Origin of the sequence: Streptomyces sp. NPDC098101, from assembly GCF_044760185.1 — a bacterium.
Lineage (GTDB): Bacteria > Actinomycetota > Actinomycetes > Streptomycetales > Streptomycetaceae > Streptomyces.
Map to the genome: position 1 here is coordinate 146,396 of NZ_JBIWAS010000007.1, position 16,369 is coordinate 162,764.

Here is a 16,369-nt window from a genome sequence, read left to right on the forward strand (position 1 = left end):
CGTAGCAGGCCATCGCCAGTCGTGGCCGGGTGACCACGCTTTCCGTCACCTTCTACGAGGAGTGCACCATGTCCGAGGTCAAGATCGCCGCCTCCGTCCGCTCGGAGTTCGGCAAGGGCGCCGCCCGCAAGATCCGCCGTGACAACAAGGTCCCCGTCGTCCTCTACGGCCACGGCACGGACCCGGTCCACCTGACCCTCCCGGGCCACGAGCTGCTGCTCGCCCTGCGTACCCCGAACGTCCTGCTCGCCCTGGACATCGACGGCAAGGGCCAGGAGCTGGCGATCCCGAAGGCCGTGCAGCGCGACCCGCTGAAGGGCTTCCTGGAGCACGTCGACCTGATCCTCGTGAAGCGCGGCGAGAAGGTCACCGTCGAGGTTCCGGTCCAGGCCGAGGGCGAGCTGGCCGCCGGCGGCAACCTGCTCGAGCACGTGCTGAACACCCTCTCCGTCGAGGCCGAGGCCACCCACCTGCCCGAGTCCTTCTCGGTCTCCGTCGAGGGCCTGGAGGCCGGTGCCTCCGTCCTCGCCAAGGACATCGAGCTCCCCAAGGGCACCACCCTGGTGACCGACGCCGACGCCGTCGTCCTCCAGGTCCTGGCCGCCCAGGCCGAGGAGCCGGCCGCCGAGGGCGAGGCCACCGAGGCCGCCGAGGGCGAGACCGCCGAGGGCGCCGAGGCCTGAGCCGTAGGCTCTGCCTGACGTGACGGGGTGACGGGCCGCACGGCCCGTCACCCCGTTTCTTTCTGTACGGGTACGGACACCACGGCTCACGGACACGAGGAGACCTGACGCACATGACGGACGACGTCGACGCCCCCTGGCTGATCGTCGGCCTCGGCAACCCGGGGCCCGAGTACGCGGCCAACCGCCACAACATCGGCTTCATGGTCGCGGACCTGCTCGCGGAGCGGATCCGCGGCTCGTTCAAGCGGGCGCAGAAGGCGCAGGCGCAGGTCGTGGAGGGCCGGATGGGCCCGCCCGGTCCTTCGAGCCGCCGGGTGGTCCTGGCGAAGCCGATGTCGTACATGAACCTGTCGGGCGGTCCGGTGACGGCGCTGCGCGACTTCTACAAGGTGCCGACGGCGCACGTGGTGGCGGTCCACGACGAGCTGGACGTCGACTACGGGGTGCTGCGGCTGAAGCTGGGCGGCGGCGACAACGGGCACAACGGCCTGAAGTCGATGACGAAGGCGATGGGCGCCGACTACCACCGGGTGCGGTGCGGGATCGGGCGTCCGCCGGGCCGGATGCAGGTCGCGGACTTCGTCCTGAAGGACTTCTCGTCGACGGAGCGCAAGGACCTGGACTGGTTCGTGGACCGGGCGGCGGACGCGGTGGAGTGCCTGGTGGCCGAGGGCCTGGAGCGGGCCCAGTCCGCGTACAACTCCTGAGTCCGGTCGTACGGGCGTACGTCCCCACGGATGTACGACTGTACGATCGCGGGTCATGACGCACGTCCGTAACGCCGCCCTGGCCCTGGTCGCCCTGCTCCTCGTCGTCGCGGGCGTGTGGGCCTCGTGGTCCTCGGCCCAGCACGTGCTGCTGGGCAAGGGGCGCGAGCACGGCACCCTGACGGTGACGGCCTGCGGCGAGGAGACGTGCAGCGGGCGCTACGTCCCGGGCGAGCCGGGTCCGGCGCACCGGACGCTGTCCATAGGGCGTTCGGTGGCGGCGGGCCCGGGGATGACGATCCCGGTGGTGGTGAAGCCGGGCACGGACGAGGGCGTACGGGCGGGCTGGGGCGGCGGGCTGCACGCCTGGCTGCCGCTGGGCGGGGCGCTGCTCCTGGCGGCGCCGCTGGTCGGCGGGGGGCTGCGGCTGCCGCGGACGGCGTGGTCGCTGGCGGGGCTGGGCGCGGGGCTGCTGGTGGCGACGTTCTTCGCGCTCTGAGCCGTACGCGCACCGAGCCGTACGCGCACCGATTCGTACGTACGGGGAAGCCCCCGTCGGGAGAGATCCCGGCGGGGGCTTCGCCGTGTCCGTGCGGGTGGGGGTCAGCCGGTGTTGCGCAGGCCCGCCGCCACGCCGTTCACCGTGAGGAGCAGGGCTCGGGCGAGCAGCGGGTCCGGGTCCTCCTCCTGCTCGGCGGCCGCGCGCTGGCGGGCGAGGAGGGCGACCTGGAGGTAGGAGATCGGGTCCAGGTAGGCGTCGCGGATGGCGAAGGTCTGCTGGAGGACCGGGTTGGAGTCGAGGAGCTTCTCGCCGCCGGTGACCTTGAGGACCTCGGCGACGGTCAGCTCGTGCTCGGCCCGGATGGCGTCGAAGACGTGCTTGAGGTCGTCGGGGACGAGGGTGTCGACGTAGTGGCGGGCGATCCGCAGGTCCGTCTTCGCGAGCGTCATCTCCACGTTGGAGAGGAAGTTGCGGAAGAAGTGCCAGTGCTCGTACATCTCGCCGAGGACCGGGTCGAGTCCGGCCTCGCGCAGGGCCTTGAGGCCGGAGCCGACGCCGTACCAGCCGGGGACGATCTGGCGGGACTGGGTCCAGCCGAACACCCAGGGGATGGCGCGGAGTCCGTCGAGGGAGACGCCGGAGCCGGGGCGGCGCGAGGGCCGCGAGCCCAGGTGCAGGTCGGCGAGCTGGTCGACGGGGGTGGAGGCGAGGAAGTACGCCGGCAGGCCGGGGTCCTCGACGAGCTTGCGGTAGGCGGTGTGGGCGGCGTCGGAGACGGTGTCCATGGCCGCGTCCCAGCGGGCGAGGGCCTCGTCGGACTGGCGCGGCGCGGTGTGCAGGGCGGAGGCCTGCAGGGTGGCGGCGACGGTCAGTTCGAGGTTCTCGCGGGCCAGGGACGGGATGAGGTACTTGTCGGAGATGACCTCGCCCTGCTCGGTGACCTTGATCTCGCCCTCCAGGGTGCCCCAGGGCTGGGCGAGGATCGCGTCGTGCGAGGGGCCGCCGCCGCGGCCGACGGTGCCGCCGCGGCCGTGGAAGAGGCGGAGGCGGACGCCGTAGCGGTGGGCGACGTCGCGCAGGCGCCGCTGGGCGCGGTGGATCTCCCACTGGGAGGTGGTGATGCCGCCGAACTTGGAGGAGTCCGAGTAGCCGAGCATGACCTCCTGGACGTCGCCGCGGAGCGAGACCAGGCGCCGGTAGGAGGGGTCGGCCAGCATGGCGTCGAGGATGACGTCGGCGGCCTTGAGCTCGTCGGTGGTCTCCAGGAGCGGCACGATGCCGATCTTGGCCCAGCCGCCGTGCAGGTCGATCAGTCCGGCCTCGCGGGCGAGGACGGCGGCGGCGAAGACGTCGTCGGCGCCCTGGCACATCGAGATGATGTACGACTCGATGACCTCGGGGCCGAAGCGCTCGAAGGCCTCCTTGACGGTGTGGAAGACGCCGAGGGTCTTCTCTCCCGCGGCGTCGAGGGGGGCCGGGGTGGGGGCGAGCGGGCGGCGCGAGCGCAGCTCCTTGGCGAGCAGCTTCTGCCGGTAGTCGCGGGGCATGTCCGCGTACCGCCAGGACTCCTCGCCGAGGCGGTCGAAGAGCTGGCCGAGGGCGTGGTGGTGGGCCTCGGCGTGCTCGCGGACGTCCATGGTGGCGAGCTGGAGGCCGAAGGCGGAGAGGGTGCGGATGACCCGGTCCATGCGCCCGTCGGCGAAGAGCGCGCCGCGGTGCTCGCGCAGCGAGGTCTGGATGAGGGTGAGGTCGTGGATCAGCTCGGCGGTGCCGAGGTAGTCGCGGCCGTCCTGGTGCGCGGTGCCGTTGGCCAGGCGCTCGCGGGTGTTGACGAGCTTCTGCCGGACGCAGGTGGCCTTGAGGCGGTACGGCTCCTCGGCGTTGAGGCGCTTGTAGCGGGGGCTGATCTCGGGGAGGAGTTCCAGGTCGCGCTGGAGGGAGTCCAGGAGTTCCTGGGTGGCTCCGGTGTAGCGGATGGAGTTGGAGAGGAGTCCGCGCAGGAAGTCGACCAGTTCGAGGGCGTCGGTGATGCCGTGCTCGTGCTGGAGGATCAGGACGTCGCGGGTGACCTGGGGGGTGACGTTGGGGTTGCCGTCCCGGTCGCCGCCGATCCAGGTGCCGAAGGTGAGCGGGCGGGTGCCGGCGGGCAGCTCGACGCCGACGCGCTCCAGCTCGGCGGCGAGGTCCTCCAGGACGTCGCCGACGGCGCCGGCGTGCAGCTCGTCGAGGTAGTAGATGGCGTTGCGGGCCTCGTCGGCGGGCTCGGGGCGGACCACCCGGAGTTCGTCGGTCTGCCAGATGAGGTCGATGTTCTCGGCGAGGCGGAGGTCGGTGCGGCGCCGGTCGGCCTGGCCGACGGGGGTCTCCAGGAGGGCGGCGATCCGGCGCAGCTTGTTGAGGACGGAGCGGCGGGCGGCCTCGGTGGGGTGCGCGGTGAAGACGGGCCGCACGTTGAGGTTCTTGACGGTCTCGCGGACGTGCTCGGGGTCGCCGTCCTTGAGCATGTCGACGGTGCGGGCGAGGAGACCGCCCTCGGCGGCGCGCTTCTCGCGGAGCTCGCGGCCGCGGTGGACCTGCTCGGTGACGTTCGCGAGGTGGAAGTAGGTGGAGAAGGCGCGTACGAGCTTGGCGGCCGTCTCGAGTTCGACGCCGCGGAGCAGCTCGGCGGCGGCCTCGCCGTCCTCGCGGGTGAGGCCGCGGACGCGCTCGACGAGGTCGAGGAGTTCGTGGCCCTCCTGCCGGACGAGGGTCTCGCCCAGGAGGTCGCCCAGTCGGCGGATGTCGGCGCGCAGCTCGGCGCTGGCGGTGGGGGTCTGGTCGGCACTGCTCACAGGTGCGGCTCCTTGCAGTGTTTGAGCACGTCTGGAGGTGTTCTGGAGGCTTGCGGACCGCGCTGTCCGACGCACCAAGGATAGGTGGCCGTCCTCCCGGTGGCGGCCGGGCCCCTCTTGTGCCCTCTTGCCGCGCGCCACGACGCTGCCATACTTACGACACCGTAGGTTACGGAGCCGTAGCCACGGGGCTGTTTCCGTGCGCGTTTCCGCGCGCGTCACCCCTTTTTCCCCTCACTCCCCAGGGAGACCCATGACCATGAGCCCCGAAGTGACCTCCGCGCCCGAGGCGCCGGACAGTGCCGGATCCCCGCCGTACGCCACGCTGAGCGGCGACAGCAAGGGTTCGGTCGAGCAGGTCGCCCTGCTGCTGTTCATCACGGTGCCGTTCGTGGCGCTGCTCGCGGCGGTGCCGCTGGCGTGGGGCTGGGGGGTGAGCTGGCTGGACCTGGGGCTGATGGTGGCGATGTACTTCATCGGCTGCCACGGGATCACGATCGGTTTCCACCGCTACTTCACGCACGGCTCGTTCAAGGCGAAGCGGCCGCTGCGGATCGCGCTCGCGATCATGGGTTCGCTGGCGGTGGAGGGGCCGCTGGTGCGCTGGGTGGCGGACCACCGCAAGCACCACAAGTTCTCGGACGCGGAGGGCGACCCGCATTCGCCGTGGCGGTTCGGCGAGACGGTCCCGGCGCTGATGAAGGGCCTGTGGTGGGCGCACATCGGCTGGATGTTCGACGAGGAGCGGACGCCGCAGCACAAGTACGCCCCCGATCTGATCAAGGATCCGGCGCTGCGGGCGATCTCGCGCCAGTTCGTGCTGTGGACGATCGTGTCGCTGGCGATCCCGCCGCTGGTGGGCGGTCTGGTGACGTGGTCGTGGTGGGGCGCGTTCACGGCGTTCTTCTGGGGCTCGCTGGTGCGGGTGGCGCTGCTGCACCACGTGACGTGGTCGATCAACTCGATCTGTCACGCGGTGGGCAAGCGTCCGTTCAAGTCGCGCGACCGCTCGGGCAACGTGTGGTGGCTGGCGGTCCTGTCCTGCGGCGAGTCGTGGCACAACCTGCACCACGCGGACCCGACGTCGGCGCGGCACGGGGTGCTGCGCGGCCAGATCGACTCCAGCGCGCGGCTGATCCGCTGGTTCGAGAAGGCGGGCTGGGCGTACGACGTGCGCTGGCCGGTGAAGTCCCGCGTGGAAGCCCGCCGCCGGACCGCGTCCGCAGACGCGGCATGATGGAAGACGTGGCGATCGAGGGCAGGACCGGCGGCAGTGGCGGCAGCGGCGGAGAGCAGAAGCCTCCCCGGCGCGGGCGCCGGGTGCGGATGACGGGCGCGGAGCGCCGGGAGCAGTTGCTCGACATCGGCCGCACGCTGTTCGCCGCGAAGGGCTTCGAGGGCACGTCGGTGGAGGAGATCGCGGCGAAGGCCGGGGTCTCCAAGCCGGTGGTGTACGAGCACTTCGGGGGCAAGGAGGGGCTGTACGCGGTCGTGGTCGACCGGGAGATGCGCCAGCTCCTGGACGGGGTGACGGGGGCGCTGACGGCGGGGCATCCGCGGGAGCTCCTGGAGCAGGCGGCGTTCGCGCTGCTCGACTACATCGAGAACTACACGGACGGTTTCCGGATCCTCGTGCGGGATTCGCCGGTGGCGCAGTCGACGGGCACGTTCGCTTCGCTGATCAGCGACATCGCCACGCAGGTGGAGGACATCCTGGGCCTGGAGTTCAAGGCGCGGGGGTTCGATCCGAAGCTGGCTCCGCTGTACGCGCAGGCGCTGGTGGGCAGCGTGGCGCTCACGGGCCAGTGGTGGCTGGACGTGCGCAAGCCGAAGAAGGCGGAGGTCGCGGCGCACCTGGTGAACCTGGCGTGGCACGGCCTGGACGGTCTGGAGCAGAAGCCCCGGCTGATAGGGCACCGGAAGAGCTGAGGGGCGGGGCGCGCTGCGGACGGCGCGGAAACTGACCGGACAGTCGGATTCAGGCCGTAAACCCCTGGCCAGTGGCGCGTCCATGAGTAGAATCGTGTTCAACATCCGGGGGGGTGTTTCGAACCGTCGAACGACGCCGTCTCCGCGTGCTTCCGCACGCGCTGACGCCGTTCGATGCCCGTGCGAACCCCCCTGTGTGGTTCTGTCGAACTGTGTGGTTCTGTCGAACCTCTTAGATCCCTGGGGGGGATCTCTTGCTCTTCACGCGTTCCCGGCGTGCCCGTAGGGTCGCCACCTGCACCGCCCTCGCCCTCTCCGCGGGCATGGTGCTCGCGGGCACCGCGTCCGCCGACACCCCGGCGCCGCGTCCGGCCACCGAGAAGCCGGCCCCGGCCGCCGAGCCGCTGGAGCGGGTCCTGCCGCCGTACGAGGGCACCGCCCGCGCGACCGGCGCCTCGAACGCCGGCACCGCTCCGCGCTCCGACCTCGACGGCGACGGCCGGGGCGACCTCGTCTACCGCGTCGGTGACAAGGTCTACACCTCGACGACCCAGAAGCAGGGCTCCGAGTTCTCCGGGTTCAACGAGTTCGCCGAGGACATCATCCCGCTCGGCGACCAGGACAAGAACGGCAGCGGCCCCGAGGTCCTGACCGTGTCGAAGTTCGGCGCGGTGACCCTCTACGGGGACGCCTCCCCGTCGTACGCCTACCAGCGCTGGTCCGGTGCCGGCTGGCAGATCTACAACAAGATCTTCTCGCCCGGCGACATCAGCGGCGACGGCCGCGCCGACGTGCTGGCCCGCACGCCCTCCGGCGAGCTGTGGGTCTACGTCTCCACCGGCACGTACGGCGCCCCGTTCCACGCCCGCCAGAAGGTCGGCAACGGCTGGGACGTCTACGACCACCTGATCGGTCTGGGCGACAGCGACGGCGACGGCCGGGGCGACCTCCTGGCCCGCACCCCCTCCGGCGCGCTCTTCTACTACGGGAGCACCGGCAGCCCGTACTCGGTGAAGGCGCGCAAGCAGGTCGGGTACGGCTGGCAGGAGTTCAACCAGATCGTCGGCATCGACGACGACAACGGCAACGGCATCCCCGACCTCCTGGCGCGCGGCTCCGACGGCACGCTGTGGGAGTACTTCGGCACCGGAAGCGGCCACTTCACGGCCCGCAAGCAGGTCGGCTCGAAGTGGGGCGGCGCGTACCAGATCGGCGGCGCGGGCAACGTCCCGGCGCACGGCAAGGAGGGGCTGCTGGCCCGCGACAAGGCCGGCTCGCTCTACTGGTACAACACCCTGGGCACGGGCAAGCTGTCCCCGCGCGACCAGCTCGGGGAGACCGGCGAGGCGGCCGGCGCCACGCTCTACGAGGTCAACTCGCTGGACCGGGACTCGGTCTCCGACACCCTGCAGATCTTCCAGGGCGGCCTCTACAGCATGAACGCCTACCTGGGCAGCGGCTGGGGCTCGATCAACCTGATCGCGGGCCCGGGCGACCTGAACGGCGACGGCACCGGCGACTTCGTCGCCCGGGACAAGTCCGGCGTCCTGTGGCTGTACCGGAGCAACTACGACGGCACGGCGCTGCACGCGCGCGTCAGGGTCGGCGGCGGCTGGGACGCGTACAACGCGATCGTCGGCTCGGGCGACTACACCGGCGACGGCCGGAACGACCTGGTGGCCCGGGACAAGTCCGGCGTGCTGTGGCTGTACCCGGGCACCGGCCGGGAGGGCAGCCCGTTCCACGCCCGCGTGAGGATCGGCGGCGGCTGGAACAGCTACACCAAGCTGGCGGCGCCCGGTGACATCACGGGCGACGGCAAGGGCGACCTGGTCGCGGTGAACTCCGGCGGCGAGCTGTTCCGCTACAGCGGCACCGGCGAGAAGGGCAACGCCTTCAAGCCGCGCGTCAGCATCGGCCACGGCTACCAGACCTACAACAACCTGTACTAGTCGCAGGGCGGGCGCCCCGCACCGGAGTTCCGGTGCGGGGCGCCCGTGCGTCCGGGGGTGCCGGGCGAAACGGACCGCGCGGTCCGCTTCCGGCCCGGGCCCCGCCCGCGCGGAGGCCTCGCGTAGACTCGCGTCCGACGTCCAGGGGGGTTCCGGCCGCCGGGCGAGGCCGTCTCCGCGCGCCCGCGCCGACGCCGCCCGGTCCCGTACGAGCCCCCGGGCCGCTCCTGTCCGTGCCCTTCCGTTCGCGTCCTCCGGTGCGCGCGGCGACCACGTCCGCGCGATCCGTCCGTGTGGTTCCGTCGAACCTCCGATCCCTGGGGGGGATCCCTTGCTCTTCCCGCACTCCGCGCGCGTCCGGCGCGTCGCCGCCTGCACCGCGCTCGTGCTCTCCGCCGGCACGGTGCTCACGGGCATCGCCTCCGCCGGCACCCCGGCGCCGCGTCCGGCCGCCGAGAAGCCCGTGTCCGGCTTCGTCCCGCCGACCCTGGAGCGGCCCGCCGCCGGCGCGTCCCGCGCGGGCGCCGCGGGCACCGCGGGCGTCGGCGCCTCGCCCCTGCTGTCGGACTTCGACCGCGACGGGGTCGGGGACCTGATCTACCGCGCCTGGGACGGCAACCTCTACACCGCCACGGCCGCGGGGCGGGGCGGGCTCTTCCTCGGGAAGACCTCGCAGCCCGTGAAGGACGTCGTCCCGATCGGCAACCAGGACGGGGACGTCAGCGGCCCCGAGGTCCTGACGCTCTCGGCGCACGGCGTGCTCTCGCTGTACCGGAACGCCTCGCCCACCTCCGCGTCGTACGCCTGGCAGGGCAGGGGCTGGCAGATCTACAACAAGCTGGTCGCGCCCGGCGACGTGAACGACGACGGCCGCGCGGACCTGCTCGCCCGCGAGCACAACGGCGACCTGTACCTGTACTACGCCACCGGCGACCCCAAAGCGCCGTTCTCCGCGCGCGTGAAGGTCGGCCACGGCTGGAACGGCTACGACCAGGTCGCCGGCATCGGCGACAACAACGGCGACGGCTGGGCCGACCTGATCGCCCGCGACCCCGCCGGCACCCTGTGGTTCTACGCGGGCCGGGGCGACAAGTCCGGCCCGTTCGCCGCGCGCGTGCGGATCGGCGGCGGCTGGAACGCCTACAACCAGTTCTTCCCCGTCGGCGACGACACCGGCGACGGCAACGGCGAGCTGATCGCCCGCGACCAGCAGGGCACCTTCTGGTACTACACCGGGCGGGGCGACGGCACCTTCACGGCCCGGCAGCAGCTCGGCAAGACGGGCGCGTGGAGCGGCATCCCGCAGTTCGGCGGGGCGGGCAACATCCCGGTCACCCTCGAGAAGGACGGCGTGATGGCCCGGGACAAGGCCGGCACGCTCTTCTGGTACGGCGCCACCAACACCGGCCGGCTCGACGCCCGCGCCCAGTACGGCAACACGGGCGGCTGGGCGGGGGCCGACTTCACCTACCTGTCCACGCTGGACCCGGACGGCTCCTCCGACCTCGCGCAGCTCCTGCAGAACAAGCTCTACGTCGAGGGCCGCATCATCGGCTCCGGCTGGAACGTGTACAACGCGTTCGTGGGCCCGGGCGACCTGACCGGCGACGGCAAGGGCGACCTGCTGGCCCGGGAGAAGTCCGGCGCCCTCTACCTGTACCCGGGCAACGGCGCGGGCACCGGCTTCGCGGCGCGGATCAGGGTCGGCTCCGGCTGGGGCGCGTACGACCGGATCGTGGGCGCGGGCGACTACACGGGCGACGGGCGCGCCGACATCGTGGCCCGCACCCCGGGCGGCGTCCTGTACCTGTACGCGGGCACGGGCGGCGCGAAGACCCCGTTCAAGACCCGGCAGCAGATCGGCACCGGCTGGCACACCTACTCCAAGGTGATCGCCCCGGGCGACCTGAACGCCGACGGCAAGGGCGACCTGCTCGGCGTGGCCTCCAACGGCGACCTGTACGCCTACCTGAACACCTCGCCGGGCAAGTTCACGGCGCGGAACAGGATCGGCAACGGCTACGGGATCTACAACACCATGTCGTAGGCGGCCCCCGGGCCACGGGCGCCCCGCACCGGGACTCCGGTGCGGGGCGCCCGCGCGTCCGGGCCCGTTCAGGCCGGCTTGCGGGCGACGGCGAAGATCCGCCGGAAGGGGAAGACGGTCCCGTGCGGGCCGGGCGGGTAGGCCTCGCGCAGGAGGTCCCGGTACTGGCCGAGGAAGGCGTCGGCCGCCTCCCGGTCGTCGCCCAGGGCGGTGAGGACAGGGCGCAGGGCGGTGCCCTTGACCCAGTCGAGGACGGGGTCCTCGCCCTGGAGGAGCTGGCAGTACGTGGTCTCCCAGACGTCCGCCTCGCAGCCGAGGCCGATGAGGCGGTTCAGGTAGTCGGCGGTGTCGAGGACGTGGACGAAGCGGCGGCCCTGCTCGCCGAGGCGGTCGCGCCACTCGGGGGCGTCGCAGAGGTCGCCGAGCAGGGCGTGGCTGGGCGAGACGAAGTTGCCGGGGACCTGGAAGGCGAAGGTGCCGCCGGGGCGCAGTCCGTCGATCCAGGGGGCGAAGGACTCGGGGTGGTTGGGGACCCACTGGAGGGCCGCGTTGGAGACGATCAGGTCGTAGGGCTCGTCCGGGGTCCAGTGGGCGGCGTCGGCGGGCCGGAAGTCGATCCAGCCGCCGCCCCGGGTGGTCCCCGCCCAGTCCTTCTCGGCCCGTTCCAGCATCTCGGGCGAGAGGTCGAACCCGGTGATGTGCGCGTCGGGCCACCGGTCGGCGAGGAGGACCGTCACGTTGCCGGGGCCGCAGCCGAGGTCGGCGACGCGGGCGGGCCGCCCCTCGGCCGGCAGCCGCGGTATTCGGGCGAGCAGGTCGAGGAAGGGCCGGGCGCGGTGTCCGGAGTGGCGGAGGTACTGCTGCGGATCCCACGTGGGCGCGGCGGATTCCACGGAATGCATGTTCGAAGCCCCCTTGCTGGAACGAATGACCGAAACGGAACGGTGTTCCGGCCGGGTCCCTTCCCCATAGTCCAGCGAAATATATCTTGACGAGAAGAATCTTTAGGTAAAGAAACTTGACTTGAAGAGACTTTATGTCAACAGACCCTCTACACTGATCGTCATGGAGGACGAGGTCGACCGACTGGTCGCAGCATGGCGCCGCGAGCGCCCCGACCTCGACGTGGAACCGCTCGAGGTGCTCAGCCGCGTCTCGCGGCTCGCCCGGCACCTCGACCGCGCCCGTCGGCTCGCCTTCTCCGAGCACCAGCTGGAGCCCTGGGAGTTCGACGTCCTCACCTCGCTGCGCCGCGCCGGAGCGCCCTACCAGCTCTCCCCCGGCCAGCTCCTCACCCAGACCCTGGTCACCTCGGGGACCATGACCAACCGCATCGACCGGCTCACCAAGAAGGGCCTGGTCGAGCGGCTGCCCGATCCCAGCGACCGCCGCGGGGTCCTCGTCCGGCTCACCCCCGAGGGCCGCGACCGCGCCGACGAGGCGCTCGCCGGGCTCCTCGCCCAGGAGCGCGCCATCCTGGCCCGGCTCTCCGGCGGCCAGCGCGCCGAACTGGCCGCCCTGCTACGCCGGCTGACCGCCCCGTTCGACAACGTCCCCGGCTAGTACGGGCGTCGGCACCGACGCCTTCGCCGGTACGGCCTCCGCCGGGCCGACGCCCGCGCGGCGGGCCAGGGCCACCGCCGCCAGGGTCGAGTGCACGCCCAGCTTCCCCAGCACGTTCTGCATGTGGGTGCGGACGGTGTGCGGGGACAGGAAGAGGCGCTCGGCGACCGCCTTGCGGCCCAGGCCCGCGACCATGCAGCGCAGCACCTCCCGCTCGCGCGGGGTCAGCGACTCCACCAGACGCTCGCTGTCCGTGCGGTGCTTGCGGGCCGCCGTCAGCTCCCGCAGGACGCCCGTGAGGAGGGCCGGCGGCAGGTGCGTCTCGTCCCTGAGCACCCCCCGGACCACCGCGAGCAGCCGCTGGAGCGAGCAGTCCTTCGCGACCCAGCCCGACGCCCCGGCCTGGAGGGCGAGCGCGGCCCGGTGCGGGTCGTCCCGCTCCGCGAGGACGACGGTCCGGACGGCGGGCTGGACCCGGCGCACCCCGGCGACCAGCGAGATCCCGTCCACCGCGGCCTCGCCGTCGTCGGGCACCGCGCGGGCCGGGGCCGTCCCGGGCGGGCCCGCGCCCAGCTCGGCGTCGACGAGCAGCACGTCGAACCTGCGTCCCTCCGCCGCGCCGCGCTCCAGACAGCGCAGGGCCGCCGGACCGCTGCCGGCCGCGGCGACGTCGACGTCCGGCTCCGCCGCGAGGGCGGCGGCCAGCGACTCGGCGAAGATCCGGTGGTCGTCCACCACCAGGACACGGATACGTGCCACGGACACCCCCATGCGTCGAGGAACGGACCGGCGCGGGCACGGCGCCGGAGGCGGGTCCGTCGTGGGACACGGCCGCCGCCGTGCGTGGACAGATACCCCGCTCACGGCGCCGTACCCGGCGGGCCTCGCCCCCTGAACGGCGCCGGCCCCCACCGGCGCTGCCCCTCAGGGTAGGGGCGGGGCGCCACGGCGGGGGCCGAATCGGGGAACTGTCGGGGGCGGAGGCCGGAAAGGGCTCCTCAGAGGCGGCGGGCTCCCGCCGACGGGACGGCCGGGAAGACGCCCGGGGCCGCGTGCCCGGCCAGGGCGAAGGCCTCCTCGACGGCGGCGGCGACCTTCTCCGCCCGGTCGGTCTCCACCAGGACGACGGCCGAGCCGCCGAAGCCGCCGCCGGTCATCCGGGCGCCGAGCGCCCCGGCCGCGTTCGCCGCCGCGACCACCAGGTCCAGTTCGGGGCAGGAGACCCGCAGGTCGTCCCGGAGGGAGGCGTGGCCCTCGGTGAGGACCGGGCCGACCGCCCGGGGGTCCCCGGCGTCCAGCAGCGCGATCACGCGCTCCACGCGCGCGTTGTCCGAGACGACGTGCCGGACGTACCGCCGGACCGTCCCGTCGTCCAGCCGGGCGAGCGCTTCCGGCAGGTGTACGGCGTCGACCTCGCGCAGGGTGCGGACGCCGAGCGCCCGCGCGCCCGCCTCGCACCCGGCGCGCCGCTCGGCGTACGCGCCGTCCCCGAGCGCGTGCTTCACGCGGGTGTCGACGACGAGCAGCGCCAGCCCCTCGGCGGCCAGGTCGAAGGGGACCTGACGGTACGACAGGTCGCGGGTGTCCAGGTGGAGGGCGTGGCCCTCCTCCGCGCAGGCGGAGGCCATCTGGTCCATGACCCCGCAGGGCACGCCGACGAAGGCGTTCTCGGCGCGCTGGGCGATCCGGGCCAGCTCCGGCCGGGAGAGGCCGAGGCCGAACAGGTCGTTCAGGGCGAGCGCGGTGACGACCTCCAGGGCGGCCGAGGAGGAGAGTCCGGCGCCGGTCGGCACGGTCGAGGCGAGGTGCAGGTCGGCGCCCGTCACCGGGTGCCCGGCCTCCCGCAGGGCCCAGACGACCCCGGCCGGGTAGGCCGCCCAGCCGCCGCCGGAGAGCGGTTCCAGGGTGTCCGTATCGAGCCGGACGATCCCGCCGTCGACGTCGGCCGAGTGCAGCCGCAGGACGCCGTCGTCGCGGCGGGCGACGGCGGCGACGGCGGTGTGCGGCAGGGCGAGCGGCAGCACGAAGCCGTCGTTGAAGTCGGTGTACTCCCCGATGAGGTTGACCCGCCCGGGGGCCGCCCAGACCCCGTCGGGGGCGGTCCCGTAGAGGCTCTCGAATCCGGCGGCGACGTTCACGGGCGTTCTCCTTCTCCGCGCCGGGCGAAGGCCCAGGCGTCGGCGACGACGTCCGCCAGGTCGGGGCGGGCGGGGGTCCAGCCGAGCCGCTCGCGCGCGGTGTCGGCAGAGGCGACGAGGACGGCGGGGTCGCCGGGGCGGCGCGGGGCGACGACCTCGGGGACCGGGTGGCCGGTGACCTTACGGACGGTCTCGATCACCTCGCGGACGGAGAAGCCGTTGCCGTTGCCCAGGTTGCAGACCAGGTGCTCGCCCGGCGCCACGGCGTCGAGCGCGAGCAGGTGGGCCTCGGCGAGGTCGGCGACGTGGATGTAGTCGCGGACGCAGGTGCCGTCCGGGGTCGGGTAGTCCTCGCCGTACACGGAGATCGCCTCGCGGCGGCCCAGGGCGACCTGGAGGACGAGCGGGATCAGGTGCGACTCGGGGTCGTGGCGCTCGCCGTACGGGCCGTACGCCCCGGCCACGTTGAAGTAGCGCAGCGAGACGGCGGCCAGGCCGTGGGCGGCGCACTCGCCGCCGATCATGTGGTCCACGGCGAGCTTGGTGGCCCCGTAGGGGCTGGTGGGGGCGGTGGGGGCGGTCTCGGGGATCGGCACGGTCTCCGGCTCGCCGTAGGTGGCGGCGGTGGAGGAGAAGACCAGGCGGCGGACGCCGGCCGTGCGCAGGGCGGCGAGCAGGGCCGTGGTGCCGCCGACGTTGTTCTCCCAGTACTTCTCCGGCTTCTCGACGGACTCGCCGACCTGGGAGGAGGCGGCGAAGTGCAGGACGGCGTCGTAGGAGCCGTCGAGCCACCGCTCGGCGTCCTGGACGCGGCCCTCGACGAACTCGGCGCCCGCCGGGACGGCTTCGGCGAAGCCGGTGGAGAGGTCGTCGAGGACGGTGACCCGGTGGCCCCGCTCCAGGAGGTGGGCGGCGACGACGCTGCCCACGTATCCCGCCCCGCCCGTCACCAGATACCTCTGCGTCATGCGTCTGCCACCTCTCGGAGTCGTCGGGCCGCGTCCTCCGGCCGCACGTCGTTCATGAACGCGCCCATGCCGGATTCGGTGCCCGCGAGGAACTTGAGCTTGCCGGGGGCCCGGCGGACGGTGAAGAGCTCCAGGTGGAGCCCGAAGTCCTCGCGCCGCCGGTCCGTGAACGGCGCCTGGTGCCAGGCGGCGATGTAGGGCGTCGGCGGCGCGTCCGGGCCGAAGATCCGGTCGAAGCGCCTCAAGAGTTCCAGAAGGACCTGTGCGCACTCTGTGCGGGCGTCGCCGTCGAGGGCGAGCAGGTCGGGCACCCGCCGCTTGGGGTGCAGGTGCACCTCGTACGGCCAGTGGGCGGCGTACGGCACGAAGGCGATCCAGTGGTCGGTCTCCAGGACCACCCGCTCGCCGTCCTCCTTCTCCCGGGCGACGACGTCGTCGAAGAGGTTCCGTCCGGTGGCCTCGCGGTGCTCGTCGAGCCGGCGCCGCATGGCGGCCGTCCGGGGCGTCACGTAGGGGAAGGCGTAGATCTGGCCGTGGGCGTGGGGCAGGGTGACGCCGATCTCGGCGCCCCGGTTCTCGAAGCAGTAGACCTGCTCGACGCCGGGGAGGGCGGAGAGTTCGGCGGTGCGGTCGGTCCAGGCGTCGAGGACGAGGGCGGCACGCTCCTCGGTGAGGTCGGCGAAGGAGTCGGTGTGGTCGTCGGTGAAGCAGACGACCTCGCAGCGGCCGACGCCGCCGGAGAGGGAGGGGAAGCGGTTCTCGAAGACCGCCACCTCGTAGCCCTTCTCGGGGATCTCGCTCTCGTGCCCGTCCCGGGAGGGACAGAGCGGGCAGGCCTCGGCCGGCGGGAGGTAGGTGCGGTCCTGCCGGTGGGAGGCGACGGTGACCGGGTCGCCGGTCAGCTCGTCGTACCGGATCTCGGAGCGGGAGACGACGGGGGTGAGGGGACGGGGGTCGACGGCGTCGCGGACGGTGTCCTCGCGCACGTCGTAGTAGATGAGCTCGCGCCCGTCGGCGAGCGTGGTGACGGTCTTCTTCACGGGATG

At 72.8% G+C, this 16,369-nt stretch carries 14 protein-coding genes; 8 read left to right on the forward strand and 6 right to left on the reverse strand.

What is annotated here, in order from left to right; all coding sequences use genetic code 11:
- Positions 1-68: 68 nt before the first annotated feature.
- From ACIQVI_RS28210 to ACIQVI_RS28220, 3 genes are all read left to right on the forward strand, one after another.
- Positions 69-683 (forward strand): 50S ribosomal protein L25/general stress protein Ctc, encoded by a 615-nt coding sequence (locus ACIQVI_RS28210; RefSeq protein WP_351970387.1) that lies wholly within the window; start codon positions 69-71, stop codon positions 681-683.
- A gap of 113 nt (positions 684-796) precedes the next feature.
- Positions 797-1,393 (forward strand): aminoacyl-tRNA hydrolase, encoded by a 597-nt coding sequence (pth, locus tag ACIQVI_RS28215; RefSeq protein WP_351970381.1) that lies wholly within the window; start codon positions 797-799, stop codon positions 1,391-1,393.
- A 55-nt stretch (positions 1,394-1,448) separates the two neighbouring features.
- Positions 1,449-1,892 carry a hypothetical protein gene (locus ACIQVI_RS28220; RefSeq protein ID WP_351970382.1) on the forward strand — a complete coding sequence of 148 codons (444 nt, stop codon included), beginning with the start codon at positions 1,449-1,451 and terminating at the stop codon, positions 1,890-1,892.
- A 104-nt stretch (positions 1,893-1,996) separates the two neighbouring features.
- Here ACIQVI_RS28220 and ppc read toward each other — a convergent pair whose 3' ends face one another.
- The gene (gene ppc, locus ACIQVI_RS28225) at positions 1,997-4,726 is read right to left on the reverse strand and encodes a phosphoenolpyruvate carboxylase (protein ID WP_403600824.1); all 2,730 of its coding nucleotides are present in this window, start codon (positions 4,724-4,726) and stop codon (positions 1,997-1,999) included.
- 253 nt (positions 4,727-4,979) lie between these two features.
- On the opposite strand from ppc, the gene ACIQVI_RS28230 reads away from it, so the two are divergent.
- The 4 genes from ACIQVI_RS28230 to ACIQVI_RS28245 all read left to right on the forward strand — a co-directional run bounded on the left by ACIQVI_RS28230 (position 4,980) and on the right by ACIQVI_RS28245 (position 10,654).
- Positions 4,980-5,963, forward strand: coding sequence for a fatty acid desaturase (locus tag ACIQVI_RS28230; protein WP_351970384.1), 984 nt, complete (start codon positions 4,980-4,982; stop codon positions 5,961-5,963).
- Positions 5,963-6,655 (forward strand): TetR/AcrR family transcriptional regulator, encoded by a 693-nt coding sequence (locus ACIQVI_RS28235; RefSeq protein ID WP_062757048.1) that lies wholly within the window; start codon positions 5,963-5,965, stop codon positions 6,653-6,655. The genes ACIQVI_RS28230 and ACIQVI_RS28235 overlap by 1 nt, the downstream gene beginning before the upstream one ends.
- A 254-nt stretch (positions 6,656-6,909) precedes the next feature.
- Positions 6,910-8,607: an FG-GAP repeat domain-containing protein gene (locus ACIQVI_RS28240; protein WP_403600827.1), complete on the forward strand. Its 1,698-nt coding sequence runs from the start codon at positions 6,910-6,912 to the stop codon at positions 8,605-8,607.
- A 331-nt stretch (positions 8,608-8,938) separates the two neighbouring features.
- Positions 8,939-10,654, forward strand: a complete 1,716-nt coding sequence (locus ACIQVI_RS28245; RefSeq protein WP_403600830.1) for an FG-GAP repeat domain-containing protein — start codon at positions 8,939-8,941, stop codon at positions 10,652-10,654.
- A 68-nt stretch (positions 10,655-10,722) separates the two neighbouring features.
- Here the strand turns inward: ACIQVI_RS28245 and ACIQVI_RS28250 are convergent, their stop codons facing one another.
- Positions 10,723-11,556 carry a trans-aconitate 2-methyltransferase gene (locus tag ACIQVI_RS28250; protein ID WP_351973087.1) on the reverse strand — a complete coding sequence of 278 codons (834 nt, stop codon included), beginning with the start codon at positions 11,554-11,556 and terminating at the stop codon, positions 10,723-10,725.
- 163 nt (positions 11,557-11,719) lie between these two features.
- Between ACIQVI_RS28250 and ACIQVI_RS28255 the strand changes: the two genes are divergently transcribed.
- Positions 11,720-12,217 carry a MarR family transcriptional regulator gene (locus tag ACIQVI_RS28255; RefSeq protein WP_351973086.1) on the forward strand — a complete coding sequence of 166 codons (498 nt, stop codon included), beginning with the start codon at positions 11,720-11,722 and terminating at the stop codon, positions 12,215-12,217.
- On the opposite strand, the gene ACIQVI_RS28260 is transcribed toward ACIQVI_RS28255, so the two are convergent.
- From ACIQVI_RS28260 to galT, 4 genes are all read right to left on the reverse strand, one after another.
- Positions 12,176-12,976, reverse strand: coding sequence for a response regulator transcription factor (locus ACIQVI_RS28260; protein ID WP_351973085.1), 801 nt, complete (start codon positions 12,974-12,976; stop codon positions 12,176-12,178). The two genes, ACIQVI_RS28255 and ACIQVI_RS28260, sit on opposite strands and share 42 nt — an antisense overlap.
- Before the next feature lie 239 nt (positions 12,977-13,215).
- The gene (galK, locus tag ACIQVI_RS28265; RefSeq protein WP_351973084.1) at positions 13,216-14,355 is read right to left on the reverse strand and encodes a galactokinase; all 1,140 of its coding nucleotides are present in this window, start codon (positions 14,353-14,355) and stop codon (positions 13,216-13,218) included.
- Positions 14,352-15,323 carry a UDP-glucose 4-epimerase GalE gene (gene galE / locus ACIQVI_RS28270; protein ID WP_403600835.1) on the reverse strand — a complete coding sequence of 324 codons (972 nt, stop codon included), beginning with the start codon at positions 15,321-15,323 and terminating at the stop codon, positions 14,352-14,354. Before galE ends, galK begins: the two co-directional genes overlap by 4 nt.
- On the reverse strand, positions 15,320-16,363 hold the full coding sequence (gene galT / locus ACIQVI_RS28275) for a galactose-1-phosphate uridylyltransferase (protein WP_403600838.1): 1,044 nt from the start codon (positions 16,361-16,363) through the stop codon (positions 15,320-15,322). The genes galE and galT overlap by 4 nt, the downstream gene beginning before the upstream one ends.
- Positions 16,364-16,369 lie beyond the last annotated feature (6 nt).

Excerpts from the sequence above, each read along its gene's own strand:
- ACIQVI_RS28220 (WP_351970382.1), top strand. The coding sequence starts at position 1,449 with ATGACGCACGTCCGTAACGCCGCCCTGGCCCTGGTCGCCCTGCTCCTC.
- ACIQVI_RS28230 (WP_351970384.1), top strand. The coding sequence starts at position 4,980 with ATGACCATGAGCCCCGAAGTGACCTCCGCGCCCGAGGCGCCGGACAGT.
- ACIQVI_RS28210 (WP_351970387.1), top strand. The coding sequence starts at position 69 with ATGTCCGAGGTCAAGATCGCCGCCTCCGTCCGCTCGGAGTTCGGCAAG.
- galE (WP_403600835.1), bottom strand. The coding sequence starts at position 15,323 with ATGACGCAGAGGTATCTGGTGACGGGCGGGGCGGGATACGTGGGCAGC.
- ACIQVI_RS28255 (WP_351973086.1), top strand. The coding sequence starts at position 11,720 with ATGGAGGACGAGGTCGACCGACTGGTCGCAGCATGGCGCCGCGAGCGC.
- pth (WP_351970381.1), top strand. The coding sequence starts at position 797 with ATGACGGACGACGTCGACGCCCCCTGGCTGATCGTCGGCCTCGGCAAC.
- ACIQVI_RS28235 (WP_062757048.1), top strand. The coding sequence starts at position 5,963 with ATGGAAGACGTGGCGATCGAGGGCAGGACCGGCGGCAGTGGCGGCAGC.
- ACIQVI_RS28250 (WP_351973087.1), bottom strand. The coding sequence starts at position 11,556 with ATGCATTCCGTGGAATCCGCCGCGCCCACGTGGGATCCGCAGCAGTAC.